Source organism: Nostoc sp. FACHB-190 (assembly GCF_014696905.1).
Lineage (GTDB): Bacteria > Cyanobacteriota > Cyanobacteriia > Cyanobacteriales > Nostocaceae > Nostoc_B.
On sequence record NZ_JACJQW010000041.1, the window covers coordinates 20,630 to 46,733 of the forward strand.

Annotated in this window: 22 protein-coding genes; 14 read left to right on the forward strand and 8 right to left on the reverse strand. The window is 40.8% G+C overall.

The window, feature by feature from the left end; all coding sequences use genetic code 11:
* Complete coding sequence (glgP, locus tag H6G28_RS29600) at positions 1–2,565, forward strand: alpha-glucan family phosphorylase (protein ID WP_190676269.1); 2,565 nt, start codon at positions 1–3, stop codon at positions 2,563–2,565.
* A gap of 55 nt (positions 2,566–2,620) precedes the next feature.
* Here glgP and H6G28_RS29605 read toward each other — a convergent pair whose 3' ends face one another.
* From H6G28_RS29605 to H6G28_RS29625, 5 genes are all read right to left on the reverse strand, one after another.
* Positions 2,621–3,376, reverse strand: a complete 756-nt coding sequence (locus H6G28_RS29605; RefSeq protein ID WP_190676271.1) for a DUF429 domain-containing protein — start codon at positions 3,374–3,376, stop codon at positions 2,621–2,623.
* A gap of 322 nt (positions 3,377–3,698) precedes the next feature.
* Complete coding sequence (locus H6G28_RS29610) at positions 3,699–3,977, reverse strand: hypothetical protein (protein ID WP_190676274.1); 279 nt, start codon at positions 3,975–3,977, stop codon at positions 3,699–3,701.
* A 649-nt stretch (positions 3,978–4,626) separates the two neighbouring features.
* A complete protein-coding gene (locus H6G28_RS29615; RefSeq protein ID WP_190676276.1) occupies positions 4,627–4,815 on the reverse strand; it encodes a hypothetical protein in 189 nt (62 codons plus the stop codon).
* Between the two features lie 296 nt (positions 4,816–5,111).
* Positions 5,112–5,861 carry a 16S rRNA (guanine(527)-N(7))-methyltransferase RsmG gene (gene rsmG, locus H6G28_RS29620; protein ID WP_190676278.1) on the reverse strand — a complete coding sequence of 250 codons (750 nt, stop codon included), beginning with the start codon at positions 5,859–5,861 and terminating at the stop codon, positions 5,112–5,114.
* Between the two features lie 89 nt (positions 5,862–5,950).
* Complete coding sequence (locus H6G28_RS29625) at positions 5,951–6,625, reverse strand: ABC transporter ATP-binding protein (RefSeq protein WP_190591402.1); 675 nt, start codon at positions 6,623–6,625, stop codon at positions 5,951–5,953.
* A gap of 385 nt (positions 6,626–7,010) precedes the next feature.
* On the opposite strand from H6G28_RS29625, the gene H6G28_RS29630 reads away from it, so the two are divergent.
* The 3 genes from H6G28_RS29630 to H6G28_RS37520 all read left to right on the forward strand — a co-directional run bounded on the left by H6G28_RS29630 (position 7,011) and on the right by H6G28_RS37520 (position 9,280).
* Entirely contained in the window at positions 7,011–7,937 is a 927-nt protein-coding gene (locus H6G28_RS29630; protein WP_190676279.1) for a Sll0314/Alr1548 family TPR repeat-containing protein, read from the forward strand.
* 254 nt (positions 7,938–8,191) lie between these two features.
* The gene (hisA, locus tag H6G28_RS29635) at positions 8,192–8,965 is read left to right on the forward strand and encodes a 1-(5-phosphoribosyl)-5-[(5-phosphoribosylamino)methylideneamino]imidazole-4-carboxamide isomerase (protein ID WP_190676281.1); all 774 of its coding nucleotides are present in this window, start codon (positions 8,192–8,194) and stop codon (positions 8,963–8,965) included.
* Positions 8,966–9,154: 189 nt separating this feature from the next.
* A complete protein-coding gene (locus H6G28_RS37520; RefSeq protein WP_277877280.1) occupies positions 9,155–9,280 on the forward strand; it encodes a hypothetical protein in 126 nt (41 codons plus the stop codon).
* 389 nt (positions 9,281–9,669) lie between these two features.
* Here the strand turns inward: H6G28_RS37520 and H6G28_RS29640 are convergent, their stop codons facing one another.
* Both H6G28_RS29640 and H6G28_RS29645 read right to left on the reverse strand, forming a co-directional pair.
* Positions 9,670–10,755 carry a coiled-coil domain-containing protein gene (locus tag H6G28_RS29640; RefSeq protein WP_190676283.1) on the reverse strand — a complete coding sequence of 362 codons (1,086 nt, stop codon included), beginning with the start codon at positions 10,753–10,755 and terminating at the stop codon, positions 9,670–9,672.
* 42 nt (positions 10,756–10,797) lie between these two features.
* Positions 10,798–11,781, reverse strand: coding sequence for a coiled-coil domain-containing protein (locus tag H6G28_RS29645; RefSeq protein ID WP_190676285.1), 984 nt, complete (start codon positions 11,779–11,781; stop codon positions 10,798–10,800).
* 598 nt (positions 11,782–12,379) lie between these two features.
* On the opposite strand from H6G28_RS29645, the gene H6G28_RS29650 reads away from it, so the two are divergent.
* From H6G28_RS29650 to H6G28_RS29675, 6 genes are all read left to right on the forward strand, one after another.
* Positions 12,380–13,132 carry a winged helix-turn-helix domain-containing protein gene (locus tag H6G28_RS29650; RefSeq protein WP_190591397.1) on the forward strand — a complete coding sequence of 251 codons (753 nt, stop codon included), beginning with the start codon at positions 12,380–12,382 and terminating at the stop codon, positions 13,130–13,132.
* Between the two features lie 60 nt (positions 13,133–13,192).
* Positions 13,193–14,518 carry a PAS domain-containing sensor histidine kinase gene (locus H6G28_RS29655; RefSeq protein ID WP_190676287.1) on the forward strand — a complete coding sequence of 442 codons (1,326 nt, stop codon included), beginning with the start codon at positions 13,193–13,195 and terminating at the stop codon, positions 14,516–14,518.
* Positions 14,519–14,546: 28 nt separating this feature from the next.
* Positions 14,547–15,212, forward strand: coding sequence for a phosphate signaling complex protein PhoU (gene phoU / locus H6G28_RS29660; protein ID WP_190591395.1), 666 nt, complete (start codon positions 14,547–14,549; stop codon positions 15,210–15,212).
* 522 nt (positions 15,213–15,734) lie between these two features.
* Positions 15,735–17,987 (forward strand): PhoX family protein, encoded by a 2,253-nt coding sequence (locus tag H6G28_RS29665; RefSeq protein WP_190676289.1) that lies wholly within the window; start codon positions 15,735–15,737, stop codon positions 17,985–17,987.
* A 133-nt stretch (positions 17,988–18,120) separates the two neighbouring features.
* Complete coding sequence (locus H6G28_RS29670) at positions 18,121–18,741, forward strand: Crp/Fnr family transcriptional regulator (protein ID WP_190676291.1); 621 nt, start codon at positions 18,121–18,123, stop codon at positions 18,739–18,741.
* A 232-nt stretch (positions 18,742–18,973) separates the two neighbouring features.
* A complete protein-coding gene (locus H6G28_RS29675) occupies positions 18,974–20,641 on the forward strand; it encodes an iron uptake porin (protein ID WP_190676293.1) in 1,668 nt (555 codons plus the stop codon).
* A gap of 125 nt (positions 20,642–20,766) precedes the next feature.
* Here the strand turns inward: H6G28_RS29675 and H6G28_RS29680 are convergent, their stop codons facing one another.
* Entirely contained in the window at positions 20,767–21,027 is a 261-nt protein-coding gene (locus H6G28_RS29680; protein WP_190676295.1) for a hypothetical protein, read from the reverse strand.
* A gap of 206 nt (positions 21,028–21,233) precedes the next feature.
* Between H6G28_RS29680 and H6G28_RS29685 the strand changes: the two genes are divergently transcribed.
* The 4 genes from H6G28_RS29685 to H6G28_RS29700 all read left to right on the forward strand — a co-directional run bounded on the left by H6G28_RS29685 (position 21,234) and on the right by H6G28_RS29700 (position 26,101).
* Positions 21,234–21,836, forward strand: coding sequence for a DUF3318 domain-containing protein (locus tag H6G28_RS29685; protein WP_190676297.1), 603 nt, complete (start codon positions 21,234–21,236; stop codon positions 21,834–21,836).
* A 333-nt stretch (positions 21,837–22,169) separates the two neighbouring features.
* Positions 22,170–23,507 (forward strand): ArsB/NhaD family transporter, encoded by a 1,338-nt coding sequence (locus H6G28_RS29690; protein ID WP_190591388.1) that lies wholly within the window; start codon positions 22,170–22,172, stop codon positions 23,505–23,507.
* Positions 23,508–23,662: 155 nt separating this feature from the next.
* Complete coding sequence (locus H6G28_RS29695) at positions 23,663–24,271, forward strand: hypothetical protein (protein WP_190591387.1); 609 nt, start codon at positions 23,663–23,665, stop codon at positions 24,269–24,271.
* Positions 24,272–24,313: 42 nt separating this feature from the next.
* On the forward strand, positions 24,314–26,101 hold the full coding sequence (locus H6G28_RS29700; protein WP_190676299.1) for an OmpA family protein: 1,788 nt from the start codon (positions 24,314–24,316) through the stop codon (positions 26,099–26,101).
* Positions 26,102–26,104: the final 3 nt, after the last annotated feature.

The following is a 26,104-nucleotide window of genomic DNA, read 5'->3' on the forward strand; positions in this document are numbered from 1 at the left end:
ATGCAGCCAATTCGCACATTCAATGTTTCCCCGTCACTACCGCCGCGCCTGGAACCACTGCGGCGGTTAGCATATAATTTGCATTGGGACTGGAATGTTGAAACTAAAGATTTATTTCGCCGTTTAGATAGAGATTTATGGGAATCTAGCCATCACAATCCAGTGTTGATGCTGGGTACTATCTCCCAAGCACGGCTGTTGGAGGTAGTAGAGGATGATGGGTTTTTAGCACAAATGGATCGTGCTGCTCGTCAGTTAGATGATTATCTCCAAGAAGGAACTTGGTATCAGAAACAACGCGCTCAAAAGCCAAAAGAATGTTATGCCTATTTTTCGGCAGAGTTTGGCTTGGTTGACTGTTTACCTGTTTATTCTGGTGGCTTGGGCGTTCTGGCTGGTGATCATTTAAAATCTGCCAGTGACTTAGGGCTACCATTGGTAGGTGTCGGCTTGCTTTATCAACAAGGGTATTTTGCTCAATACCTCAACGCTGATGGTTGGCAACAAGAACGTTACCCCATCAACGATTTTTATAATATGCCCTTGCATTTAGAACGCAATCCCGATGGTTCCGAATTGCAAATTGCGGTTGATTATCCAGGGCGCAAGGTATACGCCAGAGTTTGGCGGGTACAGGTGGGGATGGTGCCTTTGTATATGTTAGACACCAACATCGAACCCAATAATCAATATGATCACGACATTACAGATCAACTGTATGGCGGCGATATTGATATGCGTATCCACCAAGAAATTATGTTGGGGATTGGTGGTGTACGGATGCTGAAAGCTTTGGGTTATGATGTCACTGCCTACCACATGAATGAAGGCCATGCGGCTTTCTCGGCGTTAGAGCGCATCCGCATCTTAATTCAAGAAGAAGGTTTGAGCTATGCCCAAGCCAAACAGGTAGTGATGTCTAGCAACATCTTTACCACACACACGCCTGTACCTGCGGGAATTGATTTGTTCCCTCCCGATAAAATTTTGTATTATCTGGGTTACTATGCAGATATCTTTGGTTTGCCCAAAGAACAGTTTTTAGGCTTAGGCAGAGAAAATACAGGGGATTTATCCGGGCCTTTCAGTATGGCGGTGCTGGCGTTGAAAATGGCGACATTTTCTAACGGGGTGGCGCAGCTGCACGGTGTGGTGTCACGGCAGATGTTCCAAGGCTTGTGGAAAAAAGTCCCTGTCGAAGAAGTGCCAATCACCGCTATTACCAACGGTGTTCACGCTCGCAGTTGTGTGGCAAAATCAACCCAAGAGTTGTACGATCGCTACTTAGGGCCAAACTGGTCATCAGTACCACCAGATAACCAACTGTGGGAGAGGATGGATGCAATTCCCGATGAGGAGTTGTGGCGCAATCACGAACGCTGCCGTTTGGATATGGTACTGTATGTGCGGGATCATCTCGTCAAACATTTACGCGATCGCGGTGCTTCTTCTTCAGAAATTGCCCAAGCCCAAGAAGTATTAGATCCCTACGTTTTAACTATTGGTTTTGCCCGTCGGTTTGCAACTTATAAACGCGCTACCTTGTGGATGCGTGATTTAGAACGTATTCAACGCATTTTACTTGGTGATAAAAACCGCAAAGTTCAATTTGTGATTGCTGGGAAAGCCCACCCCAAAGACATTCCTGGTAAAGAACTGATTCGTGAAATCAATCATTTTATCCGCGAACATCATTTAGAAAAACAAGTTGTTTTTGTACCTAACTACGATATTCATATATCTCGGTTGATGGTGGCTGGTTGTGATATCTGGTTGAATACACCACGTCGTCCCAGGGAAGCTTCGGGAACTAGCGGAATGAAAGCCGCAATGAATGGCTTACCTAATTTAAGTGTTTTAGATGGTTGGTGGGATGAAGCCGATTATGTCCGCACCGGTTGGGCGATAGGACATGGGGAAAATTACGAAGATCCCAATTATCAAGATGAGGTAGAAGCTAACGCCCTCTACGATTTGTTAGAGAAAGAAGTTGTGCCTCTATTTTATGACCACCGCGACGAAGATGGACTGCCCCGACGTTGGGTAGCCAAAATGAAAGATGCGATTCGCCTGAACTGTCCGTTCTTTAATACAGCGCGGATGGTACGGGATTATGCCCAAAAAGCATATTTCCACGCCAGCGATCGCTATCATACTTTAGTGGATGATAATTATGCCCCAGCCAAAGAATTAGCCGCTTGGAAAGCTAAACTCAGCGACCACTGGTTTAACATCAGAATCAAAGATATTGATGTATCTGTAGGTTCAGATATTAAAGTTGAGCAAAAGGTAGCAGTGAAAGCCAAAGTTGATTTAGCCACTTTGAGTAATGATGATATCCAAGTAGAGTTATATCAAGGTGCGATCGATGCCAACGGTGAAATCGTGAATGCGGTTCCAGTTGTCATGGATTACCAAGGTCAAGATGACCAAGGCTTGAGTCTCTACACTGCTGATATTGTCTACACTACCTCTGGTTTTCAAGGCTTATCCTTGCGTGTGTTACCCAAACACCCACACCTGTCTAATGCTTATGAACCCAGATTGATTGCTTGGGCGGAATAAACTGGGGAGTAGGGAATAGGGAGTGGGGAATGGGGAAATTTCTACTACTCCCTACTCACCACTCACCACTCCCCATTTTCTTAGGGATGACAATGTAACCTGTAGTGCGATCGCCTAATACTAAGTTACGTTGTTCTCCCCAATACCACCAGTGTGCAGCCACATAAGCACAGATTAAACTATCTAGTTTATCTTCGGTGGCTTTGAGGGCTGCACCTGTGGAAGGTAAAAGGAAAAAGTCAAAAGGAAAAAGATGAGATTGTGGTGTTTTAAGACTAGGTTCGAGAATAGGTAAAACTTCGAGAATATATTGATAAAGTTTGATTAATTCTACGCGACGTTCACTGATGCGCCCTTTTTTATATTTAAGAATACGTTCTAAATTAAATAAATGTACAATTGCTGGGTGCGGAAAAACTTCTATTTGATATCTACCAGGTGTTTTTGCTGCTATCGTTGGTGCATGGGCAAAACCACGGGATTCTAATTCTAAGCCAAAGTTAATTGTCCGCTCGGCAAAAGGTAAATTTTGATTAGCAGGATAGCAGCCGGCGTGATATTTGCCAAAGTATTTATGAGTCAGTTTGTCGGGGAGACGGCTACCTGTAGCGTTAGGAATCAAAGTCGGCGCATCAACCGCAATCATCGCTGGTGCTGCTGGTTGTACCCAGTTATCTATCCAAGTTAAAATGTCAGCGATCGCATCTTGGCGATCTAAATCTAGTAATTGCAATTTTCCATCGATTAATTCTAAACAGCACAAGCCACTTGGTTGCGATTTCCAACCTAAATCAATCCCAAGAAATTTCATTTATAACTAACTAATTCATTTGTTAATATAATTGCACAATTATATTTAAGTAGTAGGACTAAATTAAAACTAACTTAAAATTACCGGGTTTCGACACTTCGACAAGCTCAGTGCATCGCTGCGCTCAACCCTCTTATTCTCAAGGATCGAGCATTGAGCGTTCGCGTAGCGTCTCCCTTGGGGAGAAGTCGAAATGCGTCTTCTAAATAATTGTGTCTACCTACTTACAAGTAAGCAGAGAAATAAATATTTATTCCTCTGCCTCATACACTTAATTTATTAAAAGGAAAAAAGAGACTTTTTCAACTTGTTCAAAATCTCATTAGTCTTGACTTTGAGAACCTTGTCCGCCGTAACAATCTTGTCCGGGTAAACACTTGGCAAATGGTGTTACTGTAATGATATTACCTACAACTAGACGGGCTGATGGTTGTGGTGCAATCATGGGTGATGACTGTTCAGGTGATGACTCTTCTGCTGGCGATACTCCTTGAGTTGGTTGTTCACCACGACCATAATATTTACATCCCCCAGCTAAAAATTCTTGTTTTTCTGGAGATAAATCCACAAATAAATCGGATACTTTTGTTTGAACCAACATAATCTTGACCTCACTTACGTTACATAGGTATTTGTTAATTACCTATGCTTAATTTATAGACATATTTGCGAAATCAAAAATTATTCTTTGGTTATAAAAAATTAGAATAAGATTCTATCTTTAGAAGTTGAATAAATATATGTAAATTACTAGTTGGAGATTTGATAAATATTTATTGTATCTTTTTAGATAATTAATATAATTAATCAGTGCCTTTAGTTATACAGTAGTGAGTATAGGTAGCGATCGCCCCAAGTCCAGCAATAATTAAAATGCCCTAGATGAGTGAGTGCGATCGCCCCAAATCCAGTAATAATTACAATGACCTAGATGAGTAAGTGCGATCGCGCCAAATCCAGCGATAATTACAATGACCTAGATGAATGAGTGCGATCGCTCCAAGTCCAGCGATAATTACAATGACCTAGATGAGTAAGTGCGATCGCTCCAAATCCAGCGATAATTACAATACCCTAGATGAGTGAGTGCGATCGCTCCAAATCCAGTAATAATTACAATGTCCTAGATGAGTAAGTGCGATCGCCCCAAGTCCAGCGATAATTACAATGCCCTAGATGAGTGAGTGCGATCGCTCCAAATCTAGCGATAATTACAATGCCTTAGATGAGTGAGTGCGATCGCTCCAAATCTAGCGATAATTACAATGCCTTAGATGAGTGAGTGCGATCGCTCCAAATCCAGCAATAATTAAAATGCCCTCAAAGTAAACAAATTCCGCCCTGAATTTCTTACTAATACTGGTCACACCCAGATAAATCAATATTGCTTCTTTCATCTGTTGGCCAAGCCGCGACAGACCAAGGAAGTTGCGCTGCATTGGCTACTAAAAAGCATCATTTATCTGAGTTTTCGGCAAAGTCAGAAAATTTGATTCTTATTTATTGACTACTAAAGCTTGACTTCCATAGATAAAATTACAGCTTTATCAGGGTAGGGTTGAAAGTTTTTCGTAAGTAATCAAGTACATAATTATTAGGACTTACGCAAACACCCTCTCAAATCCTCTTAACTTCGTGTCCTTTGCGCCCTTTGCGGTTCGTTTTTTCATGACTTCGCGTAAGTCCTGATTATGATATTTTCGTCAAACTTTCATTTCTCATAAGTATTTCAATGTCACAATGGCTTTTGATGCGGGACACCAACCGCGCGGGGAAATTGAGGCGGTGTGCTTGCTATCTTTCGCAAATATAAGCAGTGGCGAATGCTATTAGTTAAGGGAGTTGTGAATTGTTCAATTGCTGCAATTTCACCACCTAACTGTTTCACAGCATTTTGCAAAACTGTGGTTTCTTCTTCTGTCCAAGTACCTCGGTAAATTACCGCTAAACCACCTTTTTTAATTAATGGTAGGCTGTACTCTGCACATTCGGAAGCTGTACCGACGGCACGAATGAGGGCAAGATCATAGGTTTGGCGGTGTTGAGTTTGCTGACCGATTTCTTCAACTCTGCCAACGAGAGTTTTGCAATTGCTGAGTTCTAGTGAAGTTAATACTTTATCGATAAAAGCAATTTTTTTGCGGGTGGAATCTAACAGAGTAATTGTGCTGTTGGGTGCAATTATTCCTACGGGAACGCCGGGAAAACCTGCACCTGTACCAATATCAATAACAGATGCACCTGTTTGGAGAGATGCAATAAATTGGTTGTTGAGTACAATTCCCCGCAAGGAATCCCAGAGATGTTTTTCCCAAAATTCCTGGGGTGCGGTGATGCGAGTTAAGTTTAATTGGCTGTTACCTTCCAGAATTAACTCATAAAGTTGCTGGAATTGTGCCTGTTGCTGTGTGGTTGGTTGCCAATTGAGGGTTTGCTGCCAAATTTCTGCCATTTCTGGCAGCAAGGGAGTGGTGGAATTTGTCATTAGTCATTGGTCATTGGTCATTGGTCAAACGGCAGAAGACTAAAAGATGAAATTTCATACTTCACACTTCATACTTCATACTTATGAAGTCACGCTGCTGGTTGGGGTTCTTTCACTTTACTACTAAGTGTCGCTGGATCAACTGATTGCAGTTCGCCGTGATTGAGCGTCCAACAACAGTCAGCGATCGCTAACATATCTCCAGCATCATGTGTTACTACTAACAATGTCCAGTCTTGTTTGAGTTTCGCCAATAAATTAACTAGTTGCTGGCGCATTGACCAATCTAACCCGGCTGTAGGTTCATCTAATAACAAGAGGTTTGGCTGACGAATTAACTGCACTGCTAAAGCTAAACGCCGTTGCTGTCCTCCACTTAAAGCATAAGGCGCAGCAGACAAAGATAAATGTTCTAATCCCACTTCAGTAAGTGCTTGCTTGACTCGTTCTGTTCCTAACTCTGGATGTCCTAAGCGCAATTCTTCTAAAATTGTCCCGCCGCAAAAGTGCCGTTCAGGAAACTGAAATACAATTCCCGCTAGTTGTTGTAGTTGTTCGGCGATGAGTCCTTGTTCTCGCCAAAACACTCCGCCAGAAGTTGGTTCGGCCAGTCCAGACAAAATTTCGAGTAAGGTGCTTTTCCCAGAACCACTAGGGCCAATAATTAAACCTAATTGCTGAGGGGGTAATTCTAGGTTAACTGACTTGAGAATTGCGGTTGGGCAAGCTGTGGGATGATAAACTAAATTTCTGAGATAGAGCATTTGTTAAAATTACCAAAATTGGCGAATAGCTTACTAACTAACGTTAACTACACCAAGTACAACCGGAGAATTCCGAAACGCTTCAAGCATGATCTCACAGCCAGACTATCTTTTTATTTTGGCAGAAGAACCCTAGATTCAGAACTAGAACAATCATGGGAACTTGCAAAAATGAGCCTAGTCAACCTTTTGAGAATGTGATGACAAATAGGTTACAGGTGAGAGGTGATAGGTTACAGAGTTAGAAGGATGTTGTTTTTATTTGCATTTCATCGATGTCTTAACTAACTTGGTTACTGCTATTAGGACTAAATTGAGATGAAACATTGTTGCATTCTAGGTAACATATAAAACTATTTCAACCGCAATTATTCTGAGGGTGCTGATGACTCAACCATTTCCCAATGCAAAAATAGTTTTTACTAAATTAACCAAAATTGCCCAGGTAAGTTTTACGACTGCGATCGCATTTCATCTTTGGGTAACTCCTGCTTTAGCTGGCGACCCCTTTGGCCGCAACGCAGCACATCAAATTGGCGATCATACAGAAGCGGCTTTTAAAGCTATTTTCCAACAAGGTAATTATCCCGAAGCGGAACGTCACCTCAAAGAAGCTTTGGCAAAAGAACCAAATGAACCCTTAGCTTATGCCATGCAAGCATCGTTGGCATACACCAAGGGGGATATGACAGGTTTAGATAAATATAGCCAGCAAATTTTAGATGCTGGGCAGAAATTAGTTGCTAGTGACCCTTTGCGTGGTAATTTATACACCGCCGTTGGGCATTTTTTTGAAGGTGCGGTAATTGTGACGCGGGAAGGTGCGGCGAAAGGTGCGACTCAAGCTTTAGGTAGGTTGCGCCAGGTGTACGAGTATTTAGATAAAGCCGAAGCGATTTCGCCCAAAGACCCCGAATTGAATTTACTCAGAGGCTACATGGATTTGATGCTTTCTGTTAACTTACCCTTTGCCAATCCAGATGAGGCAATTGGGCGGTTAGAGACAAGTGCAGCACCAAGATATTTGGCAGATAGAGGCATTGCGATCGGCTACCGAGATTTGAAACAATATACTCAAGCCTTAGATTATGCCAATCAAGCAATTCAAGGCGCACCAGATAACCCAGAGTTGTATTATCTCAAAGCCCAAATTCTCAGGGAAAAGGGAAAACGGGAAAAAAGTCAAGAGTTGCTGCGAGATGCGATCGCTAATTTTGACACAGCTTTGACTAAAAAATCCCAATTACCCGCTAGTTTAGTCAAACAAATTGAGCGAGAACGCAATAGTGCAGTGAATCAGCTAAATAAATAGGGATTCAAGAATATTGTTACATTACGCGATGTGCAACTTATTCTTGAAACCCCTCTCCAAACCTCTCCCCGTTGGCGTTAGCCTGCCGTTAGGCAAGCGGAGAGAGGCTTTGAATCTTGCTCCCCTTCCCTTGTAGGGAAGGGGTTGGGGGTTAGGTTTGAGAGAAAGTTGCACACGGCGTTACATTACCCCGTCCCTCTATTTCTCAGATCTCACTTCTCTTTTCAAACAAAAATTAACCAAGGATAAGATAAATGGATGTAATTCCTGCAATTGATTTACTTGAAGGTCGTTGTGTGCGACTGTATCAGGGAGATTATGAAAAATCCCAAGTTTTTAGTGAGAATCCTGTGGATGTGGCTAAACAATGGGTAGATCAAGGTGCAACTCGCTTACATTTAGTTGATTTAGATGGCGCAAAAGCAGGTAAAGTAGTAAATTTGAAAGCGATTGAAGCGATCGCTCAAGCAATATCAGTACCAATTGAAATCGGTGGTGGATTGCGCGATCGCTCTAGTGTGCAGCAAGTGTTTAACTTGGGTGTACAATGGGCAATCTTAGGAACTGTCGCCGTCGAACAACCACAGCTAGTCCAAGAACTCTGCCAAGAATTTCCCCAACAAATTATCATCGGTATTGATGCACGAAATGGGAAAGTCGCTACCCGTGGTTGGTTAGAAACCTCGGAAGTTTTAGCCACCCAACTCGCGGTGCGAATGCAAGAATTAGGTGCAGCAGCCATTATCTACACCGATATTCACCGTGATGGTACTCTCAGCGGCCCCAATATTGAAGCATTACGCGAACTCGCCAATGCGATTTCCATCCCCGTAATTGCTTCTGGTGGTGTGAGTTCGGTAACTGATTTGTTGAGTTTATTAGCCTTAGAAGCACTAGGTGTCACAGGTGCAATTGTGGGACGTGCTTTGTATACTGGCGATATTTTACTCAAAGAAGCACTACGAGCGATCGGCCCAGGACGCATTCAAGATGTACCACCAAATCTTGGCTTTTCTTCCTTTGCTTAATAATAGTTCGATTTTAAATCGCGGCTAAACACAATCATACATAGTTTCTACTCCGCCCTAAGTAGAGACGTTGTATCCAGCGTCTCTACAACTGCAACTACTTTATCCGTCGTCTCTAATTTCCGGAATAGCTATTTACACTGTTGTAATTAAAGTAGTAAAGAGTTTACGAACAATCAGTGTAATCTTATGACTCGTCAAAAACCCCGGAATAACGGTAAGCCACGTCAAACAGAACCTGGTGCTATTCGGTTTATTGGCAAAATTGACACAATCAATCAACAGAACTCGAACAAAATTGATAAACCAGAATAGTTTTTTGTAAAACTTAACTAACTATAGCAATCACATTTACTAAAACTTTTAATTTTTTACAATATTGGGTTTCTTCTCTATCTAGAGGCGCAAGTATAACCGCGTCTCTTTTTTATTTTTATATGTAAATTTTTTGACTAATTTCTGGATTCAGTAATATTCTTGTTGTATGTCAATATAGAGTTAATTCCACAGTATTATGTCTAACCAAAAATCAAACCCCAACCCCCAACCCAACAAAAAATCTAATGAAAGCGTAACGCCCCGCAAGAAACCTCTGAACAATGGTAAACCGAATAAAACCGAACCCTGATTATCAATAATTATTGACTACAAATTATGCCTAAATAGTAGAGACGTAATTCTAAATTACGTCTCTAAATTAATTTTTATTTATTCTTCACCTGACTTTTTGCTTGTTCTAACGCAATCTCTTTAATTGCTTGGTAAGAATTGACATTTGCAGTTCCTTCAATTGCCTTAACTGCTAAATCTTGGACTTGCTTCAATGCAGAGTCTAATTGTTTCGAGAGATTTTGAATCCGTGTTTCTTGATTAGTAATAGTTTGTTCTAGAGATTGTAATCGCTGCTCATAAAAACGCTTCTGTCCTTCGACTTCTTTCCCATATAAATCAGATTTTACCTTGGCTTGGTAATGAGCGATTCCTTTACCTTCTTCTGTAGCTTTTTTGATGGCTGCTTCTTTCTCTTTCGGGAATGCTTCTACCTTTGCTTTCGCTTCTTCAAACTGCTTTTCGCGTTCTGCAATTTGTTTTTCCTTTTCAGCCCATTGCTTTTCTGTTTCTTGTTGAAATTCTTCTAACTGCTTGTATAAAGTTTTTTGAGTTTGTTCATATTCATCAGATTCTAATTTGCGTTGCAACTCCAAATCATATTTATACTCGGCTGTGTCTCGTTGTCGGGTTTTATTTAAATTATCATTGCGTTCTTTAATTGATTGCTTATATTCGTCCTGTTCTTTTTGCCAAGTAATACGTTGCTCAAGTATTTCTTGTGATAATATTTCATAACGCTGATTATATTCTTCTTGATATGCCTTAGAATTATCTTCATAGGCTGTAATCAAAGTATCTAATGTATCTTCACCAACTTCTAAATTATGTAATTGTTTTAAGGCGGTAATTTCTGTTTCTACAGATTGCCTAATTTCTCCTAATTTAGAGGCTTGGGTGGTTAACTGTTCTGATAAATCATTTGCCGCACTACCAAAGCCCAATTGAATTTTAGCTAAACTTTCAATTGTATAATTCATCTTTTGTTGGATAGTTGCAGGCTGAGTCATAGTGATAGTTGTATTTTGTTCTACTTTTGGCTTTTCTACGTTGGTATTTTGATTTGCTTTTAAGGCTTGATTTAGTTGAGTTTTTAGCCCTGATGTTTCTTTAGATAACTCTTCATAAGCTTGCAGAATTTCCGCCTTAGTATTCTTATCTGTGAGTTTCTTACTAGCCATATTTAACCTCCAATGATTCTAAATTACTCAGATAAGAATTATCTATTTAGCAGCAGAATTACCAAAAGCTCTCATGGCTAAATCTTGCGCTTGCTTCAGAGTGGCTTGTAATTGGGTAGAAATACTTTCGATTTGTTCAGTTTGCTTGGTAATTGTCTGTTCTAAGCTTTGGATTTTGAGTTCATAGCTTTGCTTGGTAGATTCCCATTCTTTCTCAAATAAATCAGCTTCAATTTTGGCTTTTTGACTAGTTTCTTTAATTGCTTCTTCTCGCGCTTTTTTCACGGCTTCTTCCAATTCAGTGGGGAAAGCCGCTACTTTTTGCTGATATTCTTTAAATAAAGCTTGATTACTAGATAAAACTTTCTCCCGTTCAGTCCAGTCTTTTTCTTTTTCCTGTGTCTTTTCTTGGATATCTCTTTCTGAGGTGCGTTTTTTGGCTTCGTAAGCATCGGTGTTGAGCTTACGAGTAGTTTCTAATTTATATTGATATTCTTCTTGTTCTCGTTGACGTTCTTTATTAGTTGTATCATTGTATGCTGTGATAGCTTCTTCATATTCTGACTGCTCTTTTTGCCATTCTTTACGTTTGAGAGCAATTTCTTTTTCAATAGATTCTTGTTTACTGGCGGTATCTTGTTCTAAAGTTTTTAACTTTTCTTGATGTTCTTGAGTAAGAATATCTAATGTATCTGCAACAATTCTAATTCTTTGCAGTTCTTGAAGGTTTTGAGTAGCAATTTCTATCGCTCGGTTGAGTTCATCTAATTTGGAATTTTCTTTTGCCAGTTTTTCTGATAGAGAGGTGACAATACTACCAAATTCAAGTTGTAAATCGGCTAAACCTTTAACAATGCTATCAACTGTATATGTAGAAGCCGCAGTTAAAATTTCTTGGTTTTTGGCTTTTTCAGCTTCTTCTTGTTTAGTCGCAATTTTTGATTCTAATTTTTTTTGTTCAGCTAAAATTTGTTGAAATGCTTGTATTAGTTGCTGTTTACTGTCTTTAACTGCAACTGAAGTCATACTCAAACTCCCTTAATTAGCAATGAATTGAACAGGTAGCAAACCATACCAATAGCTACCCTATGCAGACATCAGAGTAACCTTTAACACAGTAATTTTTGTTCAGTACAAATACTGGAATAAAGAAATACTTAAAATCCAGTACGATGTCAATTAACCGTACTGCTTTAGTTGTTGGTATGGCTTCTAGTTAGTAGAAGGCAGAAGGCTTTAAATGTCCTTCCCTAATACTGCGATCGCTTATATATAGTAACTTTGTACTAATAAGTATACTCAAACTCTCTTGCCCTTGTCAAGAGAGAGTGATGGCTGACGTGAAAAGCTTGTTTTTAGCCGATGTAGCAGTGTAGAATCACCTAGTCTGCAACTAGTAGCAGATAACAGCAAACTCCATAACATTTGAGTGTGAAGTTTGACAACGAGTTTTTTGCTAATATGCAACAAACTTGCTTTATAATGTTTTGTAGACATGACTGTTATATATGTTACTTTTTGCAAAGTAATTTGCTCAGGTGCGACAGTGAATGCACCGAGAGATTAGATAATTGACTCGTTTCTCAATATTGATACAAGCACAGGGCAGACTTTTGTGATATCAATGTACACCAGTGAATCGACCAAGTATTCTGCCAGAGCAGATATCGGACACACAAGTCAGATTCTAGTGGTAGAAGATGAAGAGTTAATCCAAGAGATGCTCTCTGTAGCATTGGAGGAGGAAGGTTACGGGGTCGTGACAGCGCCAGATGGCAGGGTTGCGATCGAGTATCTCAAAAGTGTTGAACCCAACTCCGGTGAGTTCCCTTTTGATTTGGTGATTCTTGACTTGATGTTGCCGCAAATCAATGGTTTAGATATTTGTCGTTTGCTGCGCCATCAAGGCAATCCAGTGCCGATTTTGATGCTGAGTGCCAAGGGAAGTGAAACCGATCGCGTGTTGGGTTTAGAAGTTGGCGCAGATGACTATCTCACCAAACCATTTAGTATGCGGGAATTAGTGGCTCGTTGTCGCGCCTTGTTGCGTCGTCAACGTTTAAGCACTTTACCGCAATTACCCGTTCTGAAATACAAAGACGTGACCTTAAACCCCCAAGAATGTCGGGTACTAGTGCGGGGTCAAGAAGTTAATCTTTCCCCGAAAGAATTCCGGTTGCTGGAATTGTTTATGAGTTATGCGCGGCGAGTTTGGTCGCGGGAACAGTTGTTAGATCAGGTTTGGGGGCCAGATTTCGTTGGCGATAGCAAGACTGTAGATGTTCACATTCGCTGGTTGCGGGAGAAGTTAGAGTTAGATCCTAGCCACCCCGAATATATTGTGACTGTAAGAGGATTTGGCTATCGTTTCGGATAATTGGTGAAGATAGTTGTTAGTTTTTATTAATTACGACGCAACTAGCAACTGGGACTCACAATGTTCTTATTGGGATTAATTCTAGGTTTGGCGGTAGGTATAGGGTTTTGGATTTGGCAACAGATTCAATTAAACCGTTACTTGGGGAGAGTTCTTCAACCCTACTCTAGTTCTACAGATGTAGCTCTACCGCTATTACCTCGTTTGCGTCAGGAAATCAAGACATTACAACAGCAGCGCCAAGATTTACAGCAATCCCTACAAACTTATCAAGACCTATTGGATTTTGCACCCATAGGATACTTGCAAGTAGATGAAGAAAATCAATTGCTGTGGTGCAACGAACAAGCGCGAGAAATTTTATCTCTGCAACGATGGCAACCGGGACAGGTGCGCTTGTTGTTAGAATTGGTGCGTTCTTATGAATTAGATCGGTTGGTGGAACAAACACGCGATCGCCAAAAACCCCAAACCAAAGAATGGTTATTTCATCCCTCATCCGACAATCCAGCCGAACTACCTACAATCAAGTCTATGACCTTACGCGCCTCTGGCTTACCCTTACCCAATGGTCAAGTAGGCGTATTTTTAGAAAATCGTCAACCACTTTTAGACGTAAATCAAGAACGCGATCGCTCATTTTCTGATTTAGCCCATGAACTCAGAACACCCTTAACTTCCATTCGCCTGGTTGCAGAAACCTTACAACATCGCCTAGAACCACCCTTAAACCGTTGGGTTGACCGCTTGATGCAAGAAGTTGACCGATTAATTAGCTTAGTCCAAGGCTGGTTAGAACTAACGCAAATCGAAGCTAACCCAACCATGCAATTGCATTTAGAACCAGTGGAATTGCGATCGCTGATTACATCGGTTTGGGAAACCTTAGAACCCTTAGCACAAAGACAACACCTGTCGCTGCACTATTCTGGGCCGGAAGATATTTGGGTAAAAGCTGATCAAGCCAGAATTTATCAAGTTTTTTTAAATTTGCTTGACAATAGTATTAAATACAGTTCTCCTAGCACCAACATTCAAGTAGAAGCAAAGATTAAATTTTCTGAAGACAATCATCAAAATAATTCGATATCTCCCTTGTTAGAAATAAATTTAATTGATGCTGGGGCAGGTTTTTCCGAAGCCGATTTACCACATATTTTTGAGCGATTTTATCGGGGAGATAAAGCTAGAACACATTCCCCCTTACAAGATAATTCCATTGGTTCTATTGTCGGCAATGGTTTGGGTTTAGCGATCGTCCGGCAAATTCTCTTAGCTCACGGTGGTTCCATCAAAGCCATGAATCACCCCCAAACAGGTGGTGCTTGGATGCAAGTGATACTTCCCGAAGTTGTGGCGAACTCTCAAAGCCAAGACTATAGTTAATAGTATCTTCACTTTTGAGAATACAAGTGTGGAAGCTGTCGTTTATAATTCCAACCCTGACAGTTCTCAGTTGGCGCGTGCCATCAGGCGCTTAGAACGAGATGTTTTACGTATGGGAGCTTTGGTAGAACAATCATTTCGCCTCAGCCACCAAGCGTTATTTGCTCGTAACCTTACGGCTGCTGAAGAACTCCCCCAATTAGATAAAAAAATTGACCGTTTTTATAGACAAATAGAATCAGACTGTACAGCCATCATGACTCAAGCACCAACAGCCCAAGATTTGCGCTGTTTGAGTGCTTTTATGCAATTAGTCCGAGATTTAGAACGGATAGGAGATTATGCTAAAGATTTAGGCAAAATAGCAGTTAAACTTTTCCCTTATCCACCTCATACATCTTTACCAGAAATTGAAATCATGTCACACCATGCCCAAGCAATGTTAGCAACTAGCTTGGTAGCTTTGGCTGATTTAGATGAAGCTGGCGGACGGGGAATTAAGCACTTAGATGATGCGGTAGATAATGCGTATGATCGCCTTTATCAAACTTTAGCTCAACAACGGGATATTCCTGGAGTGGTGGAGCCAATTATTTTGTTAGCACTAGCAATTCGTTGTTTGGAACGGATGGCAGATCACGCTACTAATATTGGTCAGAGAGTAGCATATATTGTCACTGGTCAACGTGGTTAATAACCGGTTGGATTGCCGAATCTACTTGTGTAGATAGGGAGTAGGGAATGGAGAGTGGGGAGTGGCTGTATTGATTTTTCCCCAAATCAAATATGAGTTTTTGAGATTTTTCCATATTATGGAATTGATGATTTAGTAAATATTTTGTTACTAAATACAACATAAAAAAATCGAGAATTGGGATATATAAATTTCCAATTCTCGATTTTTTTTAGCTGAGGAATCAAGAGATCCCCGACTTCTTTAAGAAGTTGGGGATCTGAACTGACTGGTAAGTAGTTAAACATAATTAATTACACAAAGTCATTGCGAATGGAGCGAAGCGAAATGAAGCAATCGCAAGGGCTGGGATTGCTTCGCTTCGCTCGCAATGACTGTAATTAATTTTGCTTTACTTATTTTGAAATACCAAAAAGTTAAAACTTGCTTAACTGAGTTAGATTTCACTGAATTTTTACCTATTCTTAACCTTGGCTGATTAAAGTATCGGAAATCACAGGAACTATCGCTTTACTGATATAAATGAGTATCAAGCGTCGGGATTTATTGCTATTGATGGGAGGTAGCGCGAGTGCATTGGCGCTGGCTAATCTCACAGGTTGCGGTCAAAAAACAACGACGCAAAGAAACACATCATCTGTGGGAGAATCGGCATTTTCATTTAAACCCATCAAAGGGCCGATTCCCTTAGAAACAGCAGGCTTTAATCGAGAACAGCAACAAGTCCAATATAGTAGTTATGAAATTGTAGATGACTTGGTACTGCCAGAAGGGTTTGGATATCAAGTCATTGCGGCTTGGGGTGATCAAGTCGGGGATTCGCGCTTTGGTTACAACAACGATTATTTATCGTTTATCTCCACCACAGAAAATGCTGGTTATCTGGCAGTGAACTTTGAGTATATCAGTGCGATTCCTTGGATGGAAACTTATCAGCAAGTCATTGGTCAATCATTACCGTTTGCTGAGGTGAAAGCAGCTTTGGCAAGCACAAATTCCGGGAAAAGTGCCATTAACGCATATACTTTGCCAGATAATAATCCAGTAAAAGCTCAAATTGCCGAAATTTGTCAAGCAGCCTTAATAGACCAAGGTTTAGGTGTAATTTCCCTGCAAAAAACAGCCAATGGCAAGTGGGAAAGAACCAATTCCCCAGCAGATAGACGCATTAGTGGGATTTCGGGCTTAAAAGATAATCGCTATTTAAAAGCCACAGGCCCCGCCGTGGCAATATTTCGCAAGCAAACAGGACAAGGATACATCGATAAACTGGGCGATCGCATTATTGGGACTTTCGCCAACTGTGCAGGGGGAACAACACCTTGGGGTACAGTTTTGAGTGCCGAAGAAAATTTCCAAGCCCAAGTGCCAGAACCAGTTTATGCTGATGGTACAGCTTTTGACCCTGGGACATTGCCCTTTGCTTTGGGTGATGAAGAATTATTCGGACAAGGAAATGTATTTGGTTTAGCCGGGAATAAATATGGTTGGATTGTGGAAATTGACCCCGCTAACCCCCAAGATTACGGGACAAAACACACTTGGTTAGGACGTTATCGCCATGAAGCCGTCGGTGTGCGGGTAGAAGCAGGTAAACCACTCGCGTTTTATTCAGGATGCGATCGCCGTGGCGGACATATATATAAGTTTGTTAGTCGAGATCAGGTCAAAAATCCCCAAGACAAAGGCAATTCACGGCTATTACAACAGGGAATGCTGTACGCCGCCAAATTCAACGCCGATGGTACTGGTAGCTGGATACCCCTAAAAGCCGAGACTCCGGTGAATCCAGATGTGCCGAGTCAAATTGCTGGTAATATCATTTTGTTGCCCCTGGGAACCAAAGCCGAAACAACAGACCCCAAGGCGGGTTATTTTGCAGTCAGCAAAGATGAAGCGATCGCCCAGTACAAACAAAAGTATCAAAAACTCGCAGACCTTTACACAGGCAACACCGAAGAAAAACAAGGCGCAATTTTAATTGATGCACATTACGCCGCTAATGCTGCTGGCGCTACCTGCACAGCCCGTCCAGAAGATACAGAAATTGCCCCCAACGGTGATTTATACATCACTTTTACATCTGGTGCGCCAGACAAACAAGGTGGTTCGGATGTGCGAGTGTTTAAAAGTCCCAAAGGTGAACCAGGCTATGAATACGGCTGGGTGATGCGTTTAACTGAAGATAACAACGACCCCGCCGCCATGAGTTTTCGTTGGCAAATGTTAGCCACAGGTGGAGAACCAGCCGCAGGCGGGATGGGTTTTGCCAATCCCGATAATTTATTGCTCGACCGACAAGGTAATGTCTGGATGGTGACAGATATTTCCACCACCAAACTCAATAACGCCGTGAATAACCGCAATGCTGAACCCGGAAAATCGGTGAGTTTGTCTGGCTTGTTTGGCAATAACTCTATGTGGTTTATCCCCACCAGTGGCGCAGATGCAGGCAAAGCCTTTTTATTTGCAATGGGGCCAATGGAATGTGAAACGACAGGCCCTTGTTTCACAAATGATCAAACAACTATGTTTTTATCCATACAACATCCAGGTGAAACAAATGGCACGAGAAAAAACCAAGCAATCGAAACCAGAAAATTTGTAGTGACCTCTACCACAGGTGAAGAATTTTTGCAAACTCGCCAAGTTCCCGTTGGTTCTAATTGGCCTGAGAAAACACCAAATGCCCCCCCAAAACCGGCAGTTATCGCTATCACAAAAACGGCAATATCTACTAACAAAATATATCAAAATCCTCAATTAGCCACATAATCAGCCATCTATTATTTAGCTAAAATCTTCTGGTTTTATCAAGCAAATAGCTGTGAGGAATTAGTCTAATTAATTTTGCTGCGATCGCCTTGAGAACAAATCAAAACTTTCACCAGATCCCATAAAATTTATAATGACATCTACTAGTTTGACCCCAACATTCTCCACTGCATCTATTAGTGAGCAACTTTCACTAAAAATCTTTGCCCGAAAAGAAATTATCCCTTTAAGAAACGAGGTCATCTGGCGCATCGAACGTGGTGCAGTCCGCACCCTTACTTGGGCTGAAGATGGAACCTTCATCACGTTAGGTTATTGGGGGCCAGGAGATTTGATTGGCTCTCCCCTATCGAAAGTCAAACCCTACCAAATTGAGTGCCTAACCAGTGTCGAGGTAAGTATTGTACCTGCTTACCTCTGGCATCAAGACCTAGCAGGTTTATTTAACCATATTCAACAGTCAGAAGAACTTTTAAGCATTGTCCATCTCAAGCCTATTTCCCTGCGGTTATGGAAATTTTTATTATGGCTGAGTGATAAGTTTGGACGGGATGTCGAACAAGATCGAGTTATCGACATCAACATCACTCATCAAGAAATTGCCGAAGTTTTAAACACCACTAGGGTGACAATTACCAGACTATTACAACAATTTGAAGAAGAAGGTGTCTTGTTAAGATACAAACGGCGGATTATTTTGCGTTTACCAAATAAATTTACTACCCAAACTATCGTTAAAAACAATGTTTATTAACTTGTGTTGGTTGTATCCTGTCTGATATATTGATTCCTGTTTGGAATTATGTGTGTTGATTCTTAAACCAAAGAATACTCTTTACGTCAGTACATCGGCACAATTTTCACTTTCTAGAATTCAACTTACGTGATATAATGGAAACTGAGTTTATGAGTATTTTCCCTTAAAAAATAATAAGGGATGCACCCACAAACTTTGAAGTATGGTGTGAGTGAAAGCAAACAAAATCATGAAAAATTCTTTCTGGAATGTACTAAAAGTTAGTCCAGCAATTTTAGCTGCGTCTTTACTAGCAGCTAACAGCGCCTTAGCTGGAGAAGCTAACGAACAAATCACAACTGTGGCTCAGTTGACCCAACAAAACGACAGCATGGGTCAAGTAACATCCGTATCGCAGTTTTCGGATGTGCAACCAACAGATTGGGCATTCCAAGCGTTACAGTCTTTAGTAGAACGTTACGGTTGTATTGCAGGTTATCCTAACGGTACATATCGCGGCAACCGGGCTTTAACCCGCTATGAGTTTGCGGCTGGTTTGAATGCTTGTTTAGACAGAGTTAATGAACTAATTGCTACAGCCACAGCAGATTTAGTCACTAAAGAAGATTTAGCGACATTACAGCGTTTACAAGAAGAATTTTCTGCGGAATTGGCAACTCTGCGTGGTCGGGTAGATGCACTAGAAGCCCGCACTTCTGAGTTAGAAGCTAATCAATTCTCTACTACTACCAAGTTAGTTGGGGAAGCTATTTTTACTGTAGCTGCGCCTTTTGGGGATGACCGCGCTGATACCACCACAAGTAGAACCGATAATGCTGACTTAGATAGCAATGTTATTTTTGCTAACCGGGTGCGGTTGAACTTGTACACCAGTTTCACAGGTTCAGATAGATTGCAAACTCGTTTGCAAGCTCGGAATATTACCCAATTTGATGGTGCAGGTAGTGATGGAATAAATGTCACTGGCACTAACATGACTCGCTTAGGTCATGATGGTAATAATGGCAACAACGTTGAAGTTGATAAACTCAACTATGAATTCAACTTGGTGAGTGATGCAGTGCGAGTCAAGGTTGATGCGTTTGGTGCAGAACTGTGGAACAACATCAACGTGTTCAACCCAGACTTTAGAAGTAGCGGTACAGGTGCGATCTCTCGCTACGGACGTTTCAGCCCAATTTATCGTGCATCATCTCCTGGCGGTGCTGGTTTGACAGTCACAGTCAACCCCAAAGGCCCCATCAGCTTAACAGGTGCGTATCTTGCACCCAACGCTAGTGACCCCAGCCAAGGTAATGGTCTGTTCAACGGATCTAATGCCTACTTTGGTCAAATAGACTTCAAACCAAGCAAACAGATCAACGTTGGTTTTGCCTACTCTCATACTTACCAAAACGATGGTGCTGATATTGATGTCAACCTGTTTGGTAGCCAAGGTAGTTCTCTTGCCAATAGACCTTTCGGTAGTAATATTGCTGGCCAAAACGTGGCTACCTCTGCTAATAACTACAGTTTCATGGCTAACTTCCGCCCCACCGATAAAATTGGCATTGGTGGTTGGGTAGGTTACACAGATGCACAGGTTGAACAGGGTACAACCTCTGGTAGTGCAGATATTTGGTACTGGGCTGCTAATTTATCAGTCAAAGACCTGGGTAGAGAAGGCAACACCTTGGGGATCATTTTTGGTCAACCACCCAAAGTTACTGACCTCAATTTTGGTGGTAGAGCAAATACCGACAGAGACACTTCTTATCACTTAGAAGGTCTTTATAAAATCAAAGTCAGCGATAACATCTTAGTTACTCCTGGCTTGTTGGTAATCTTCAACCCAGAACATAACAACAACAACGATACTATCTACGTAGGTACAATTCGTACCACCTTCTCTTTCTAGATTTCAGTTTTGGATGAGATGAATAAAACCCCACCGTTAGGTAGGGTTTTATTTATTAGGAGAATTTGTGAAGAACAAGATCCCCGACTTCTTTGAGAAGTCGGGGATCTGAGTAATTATAATTTTCACAAATTCAAGTTATCTTCTGGTTTGACTAAATCTGATGGCGGCCTGTCGCTACTCCAAGCCCACCATGCACAACCACAATGGCATTTATAAAATTCTTGCCATTTGCGGCGATGTTCTTCTGAGAATACAGGCGATCGCCGATTGATCCAAACCTGTAATGCTTCTAAACTACTAGAACGGCAAGTTGGACAGCAAAATTCATAGGCGTGAACTGCCTTGGATGTCCATTCAGGTGGGATGGGAGCAAAAGCGTCCATGTAATTTAAAATTTAATCTCAGTAGGCAGCATATCAGCCCGAATTAATATATATCTGTTTATCTGGTATTTTGCTAAATTCGTCTGTTTTTTTACAACTCTTAATTTGTCTAAAGGTCAAGATCCCCGACTTCTCAAAGAAGTCGGGGATCTGAACATCTCAATTTTTCATCAAAACTAACCACAACAGTCGCAAAAAATACAAAGATGGAACAAAATGCTGAAATTCGTCGGTTGTTAGATGTCATGCCAGCTTCTGGGAGAATGGCAATTAAAATCGTCAGTAAACCGGAGCAGGCACAAGTAATTGATGCTACTTTTCCTCTGCCTTGGCAACAGTATAGACCGATATATATTAATTTTGATTTGTGGGGACGTTTAACAAAGGCACAACGGGATTTATTGCTGTTGCAGAAGGTGAGTTGGTTGAGTGGGGTGAGATGGTTTAAACCGGATATTTATCAAGGGGTTGTGCTGCTGGGGTTGTTGGCGGGATTAATTGAATCGTCACAGTCTGATGCTGTGGGTGTGGGTGTGGCTGTGGGATTAAGTGCGATCGCAGCTTTCCGCATCTGGCGCAGCAATCAATCATCAGAGTCAGAGTTAAATGCAGATAAAGCAGCCATTAAAATAGCCCAACGCCGGGGTTATTCGGAAACAGAAGCGGCTCAATATTTACTCTCTGCAATTGAAGCAATGGCAAAAGCAGAAAAACGTCCTGGGTTAGATTTTACCGAGTTAATTCGTTGCCAAAATTTGCGAGCGATCGCAGGTTTATCACCTGTGGGTATACCCGAAACTTACAGTTGAAAAAATTAACCAAGAAATTTAGCTCTTTCTCTGACTAATTTTTTGCTGGCATCACTGACTGTCATAATTCAGAAATGATTTTGGCATTTTGGCTGCAAATTTACCAACTGCGACAAAATTGAGGGTGAGATGAATACTCTACTGTAGCGAGGAAAAAAGAAGCCAGTGCAGGAGGTATAAGGTTTTGATAGTGGTAAAAAAGCTATGATTCATGGCTCATTGATTCGTCTGATGATCAGGCGAATGGCATCTTAAGCTTTTGTTTACACATCAGCTCTTAGGTGGCTTTTTCAGTAATATGCAACTAACTAGCTAGATATCAAGAGGCATAAAGTGGAACATTGGCAAGCTATCCTGAGCGTTTTCACCTTTTTGGGTGTAATTCTCCTAATTATGACGGAATGGGTGCATCTGACTATCGCTGCTTTATTGGGAGCATTGCTATTAGTTTTCACCAACGTCATGACATTAAAAGAAGCTGTGGGTTATATCGGTAATAGTCATGGAACATTAGGGTTATTTTTTGGTGTGATGGTGCTTGTCAGAGCATTTGAACCAACTAAAATATTTGATTATTTAGCTACTCAAATTGTGATTTTAGCCAAAGGTGATGGCAAACGTTTGTTATTAAGTATTGTCGGGATTGTTACGCCGATTTGTGCAGTTTTACCCAATGCCACAACCGTAATGTTATTAGCGCCATTAATTCCGCCGATGGCAGAAGAAATAGGTATAAATTTTGTACCATTGTTGATATTAATGGTGTTTATAGCTAATAGTGCTGGTTTATTAACTTTAGTCGGTGATCCAGCGACGTTTATTGTGGGAGATGCAATTAATATTAGTTTTATCGATTATCTCTGGAAATTAAGTTTAGGAGGAGTAATTGCTGTTGTTACAGTTACAGCCACCCTACCATTTTTATTTCGGAAAATTTGGCAGACTAAGCTGGATAATCTGGAAGAATTACCACATCCCCAAATTAATCATCCACGAGTATTAACTGTGGGGGCGGTGATTATCGCCTTTGTCTTAATATTTTTTGTGATTGGTGAATCTTTACCAGTGCCGATTTCACCTGCTGCTGTGGCTTTATTAGGTGCAGCTTTGGCATTGTTACTATCTCATCACAGCCGCATTGATAATGTTAACAATATTTTACGTGATGTTGATTGGAGTACATTAATATTTTTTATGAGTATTTTTGTATTAATTGGCGGCTTAGAAAAAACAGGTGTAATTAGTGGTTTATCAGGTTTTTTGGCACTTATTTTAGGAAAAAATATCATTCTCGGTTCTTTAGTTTTATTATTATTTGTTGGGATATTATCTAGTGTTGTGCCGAATATTCCTTTAGTGGTGGCAATGGTACCCTTACTCAAACAATATATTGTCAGTGTAGGGTTAGCGCCAACAGAGGTGTTAGCACAAGACTTTCAAGGGCAATTTCCGGCTGAAGTTTTACCGTTGTTTTACGCCATGATGTTTGGTGCAACCTTGGGAGGTAACGGTACACTTGTAGGCGCATCTTCTAACATAGTTGCGGCTGGTATTTCCGAACAACATGGTCGCCGCATATCATTTAAAACCTTTCTGCACTACGGTATTCCCGTGATGTTTTTGCAACTAGCAACTTCGGGATTATATGTGTTAGTGCGATTTCTGATCTAGACATAATCACAACTAATACAAATTCCTTCTGGAGAGGGATGATTTTAACAGCACGTATTTAAATATACTTACGTGTATGGTTTTGTCGTGGCTATAAATGTTGCATTATAAGTATAAGAGCAAAATCTAAATCAGCTTCAAAAAGGATCAAAGTTATGAACCCGCCTGAAGAATATACCAATTACAGTGCGCTTGAACCAGTACAAGGGGGGGTGAATCAAGTCAATAACAAACTACAATTTACTACTAATGGAATTGGTGAAACTAACAGTTTAGATAAAGTCCGAGACCTTCTGTTTGGCAACCAGATACGTGATGTTGACAAAAGACTGACTCGCTTAGAAGAAAATTTATTTTCAGAACTTGTGAGCTTGCGAGAGGAAACCCGCAAACGTTTAGATGTTTTAGAAAGTTATATTAGACAAGAGGTTGATTCGTTAACAGAACAACTGAAGAAAGAGCAATTAGAGCGTGATAGTGGGATGCGATCGCTCTCGGAAGAACAGAAAAATAGTAACTTATCTTTAGAACATAAAATTTCTCAAGTTGACGAACAAACTACCAACCGTCAACGAGAATTGCGTGAACATATCCTCAATCAATCGAAAAATTTACAGGATGATCTTCAGCAAAAATATGAAGAAATTTTAGCGGTGCTGAAACGCGAAATGCAAGAAATGCAAAGAGAGAAAACAGACCGTTCTAAGTTGGCTGCTTTGTTTACAGAACTAGCAGTGCGGCTGAATACAGATCATAAATTTTGAGATGAAATTTAAATTACTTGTTTAGATTAAGGGATTTGGGTAATGAATAATTATCTCCCGAATCGAGTACCTACAGAAGCAAAAAGTATGAATGGAGAATCTGCTGACTTAGATTCTCTCAATCAAGATGACCTCACTTTACTTCGCAGTTTACTCCTGGGGATTGAACCTTCTCAACTCAATAAACTCTACGAAAGATTAAATAATCCGCAAATTCAACCAGAAGATATCAGTCGTTTGCTTCCCGAAGCTGTGGTTTTGCGTACCAAGCAAGATCAGCAGCTAGTAGAAGCGATGGTTGCGACTGTGGAACAAGCAATTCAAGCCTCTGTCAGCCAAGATGAAAATGTGCTGTCTGAAGCATTTTTTCCCATTATTGGCCCAGCTTCTCGTAAAGCGATCGCTAACGTCTTAGACGAAATGATGCAATCGCTGAATCAAGCCTTAGAAAATAGCCTGTCGGTACAAAGTTTTCAGTGGAGGTTAGAAGCCAGACGCACCGGAAAATCCTTTGCAGAAATTGTCCTGCTGCGGACTTTAATTTACCGCGTTGAGCAAATATTTTTGATTCACAGACACACTAGTTTATTGCTGCATCATGTCAGGTTACAACAAGTAGCCGTTCAAGATCCCGATTTAGTCGCGGCGATGTTGACAGCAATTCAAGATTTTGTCAAAGATTCCTTTAAAGTACAGCAAGAAGATACATTAAGAAGTCTGCGCTTTGGCGAACTCACAATTTGGGTGGAAGCAGGGCCACAAGCAATTATCGCGGGGATAATTCGCGGTAAACCACCGCAAGAATTACGCGTCGTTTTTCAAGCAGCAATTGAAAAATTACACCTTAAACTCGGAACAGAACTCCAGAGTTTTACAGGCGAAACCGAACCATTTCAAGCTAGTGAACCTTATTTAGAAAGCTGCTTAACAGCACAGTATAAAACTCCGGCTCGGCAAAATTATATCTATGCTTGGACTTTCTTTGGTTTAATGGCGATCGCAGCTGGAAGTTGGGGCTTTTTTGCTGTGAGAGAAAATATCCGTTGGCAAACTTATCTCCATAAACTAAACTCCCAACCGGGAATTGTGGTGCTGAACACTCGATATTACAACGGGAAACACTTTATTTCAGGAATGCGTGATCCTGTGGCTGTAGATCCCAACACCCTGATTCAATCAACCAATTTGCAGCCAGATAAAGTTATAGCTAAATGGCAATCTTACATATCATTAGAACCAGAAATTATCACTAAAAGAGCCACAGAATTACTGCAACCACCAGCCACCACAAAACTACAAGTGAATGATTCTGGCATTCTTGTAGCTAGTGGCTACGCACCACAAAAATGGATTACAGAAGCTCAGAAACTCTGGCGCTTTATTCCTGGAATCACACAATTTCAAACTAAAAACCTATTAGCAAATGAACTCAAAGAATTAGAAGCGGCTAAAAATCAAATTGAATCCACGACATTTTTATTTGTCGAAGGCAAAGATGAGTTCATTCCTGGAGAAAATCAAAAAATCCCCAAGTTACGGACAAATTTTTCTACCCTTTTCAAAGTAGCTCAATCCTTAAATCAGGACGTACAAGTTTTAATTCGTGGTCACACTGATACTACTGGTACAGAAGGACAAAATTTCCTCCTCAGTCAAATACGGGCGAATAAAATTTTTACGGCTTTAAATCTGCCGAAAATTCATACCAATAAATTTAAACTTGCTGCTTTAGGTTCTACACTACCTTATCAACCAGAATTAAATTTAGATGCCAGAAAACTGAATCGGAGAGTGTCTTTTCAAGTATTCATCACTGACAAAAGTAAATAAATC

Excerpts from the sequence above, each read along its gene's own strand:
- glgP (WP_190676269.1), top strand. The coding sequence starts at position 1 with ATGCAGCCAATTCGCACATTCAATGTTTCCCCGTCACTACCGCCGCGC.
- H6G28_RS29605 (WP_190676271.1), bottom strand. The coding sequence starts at position 3,376 with ATGAAATTTCTTGGGATTGATTTAGGTTGGAAATCGCAACCAAGTGGC.
- H6G28_RS29610 (WP_190676274.1), bottom strand. The coding sequence starts at position 3,977 with ATGTTGGTTCAAACAAAAGTATCCGATTTATTTGTGGATTTATCTCCA.
- H6G28_RS29615 (WP_190676276.1), bottom strand. The coding sequence starts at position 4,815 with ATGCAGCGCAACTTCCTTGGTCTGTCGCGGCTTGGCCAACAGATGAAA.
- rsmG (WP_190676278.1), bottom strand. The coding sequence starts at position 5,861 with ATGACAAATTCCACCACTCCCTTGCTGCCAGAAATGGCAGAAATTTGG.
- H6G28_RS29625 (WP_190591402.1), bottom strand. The coding sequence starts at position 6,625 with ATGCTCTATCTCAGAAATTTAGTTTATCATCCCACAGCTTGCCCAACC.
- H6G28_RS29630 (WP_190676279.1), top strand. The coding sequence starts at position 7,011 with ATGACTCAACCATTTCCCAATGCAAAAATAGTTTTTACTAAATTAACC.
- hisA (WP_190676281.1), top strand. The coding sequence starts at position 8,192 with ATGGATGTAATTCCTGCAATTGATTTACTTGAAGGTCGTTGTGTGCGA.
- H6G28_RS37520 (WP_277877280.1), top strand. The coding sequence starts at position 9,155 with ATGACTCGTCAAAAACCCCGGAATAACGGTAAGCCACGTCAAACAGAA.
- H6G28_RS29640 (WP_190676283.1), bottom strand. The coding sequence starts at position 10,755 with ATGGCTAGTAAGAAACTCACAGATAAGAATACTAAGGCGGAAATTCTG.
- H6G28_RS29645 (WP_190676285.1), bottom strand. The coding sequence starts at position 11,781 with ATGACTTCAGTTGCAGTTAAAGACAGTAAACAGCAACTAATACAAGCA.
- H6G28_RS29650 (WP_190591397.1), top strand. The coding sequence starts at position 12,380 with ATGTACACCAGTGAATCGACCAAGTATTCTGCCAGAGCAGATATCGGA.
- H6G28_RS29655 (WP_190676287.1), top strand. The coding sequence starts at position 13,193 with ATGTTCTTATTGGGATTAATTCTAGGTTTGGCGGTAGGTATAGGGTTT.
- H6G28_RS29665 (WP_190676289.1), top strand. The coding sequence starts at position 15,735 with ATGAGTATCAAGCGTCGGGATTTATTGCTATTGATGGGAGGTAGCGCG.
- H6G28_RS29670 (WP_190676291.1), top strand. The coding sequence starts at position 18,121 with ATGACATCTACTAGTTTGACCCCAACATTCTCCACTGCATCTATTAGT.
- H6G28_RS29675 (WP_190676293.1), top strand. The coding sequence starts at position 18,974 with ATGAAAAATTCTTTCTGGAATGTACTAAAAGTTAGTCCAGCAATTTTA.
- H6G28_RS29680 (WP_190676295.1), bottom strand. The coding sequence starts at position 21,027 with ATGGACGCTTTTGCTCCCATCCCACCTGAATGGACATCCAAGGCAGTT.
- H6G28_RS29685 (WP_190676297.1), top strand. The coding sequence starts at position 21,234 with ATGGAACAAAATGCTGAAATTCGTCGGTTGTTAGATGTCATGCCAGCT.
- H6G28_RS29695 (WP_190591387.1), top strand. The coding sequence starts at position 23,663 with ATGAACCCGCCTGAAGAATATACCAATTACAGTGCGCTTGAACCAGTA.
- H6G28_RS29700 (WP_190676299.1), top strand. The coding sequence starts at position 24,314 with ATGAATAATTATCTCCCGAATCGAGTACCTACAGAAGCAAAAAGTATG.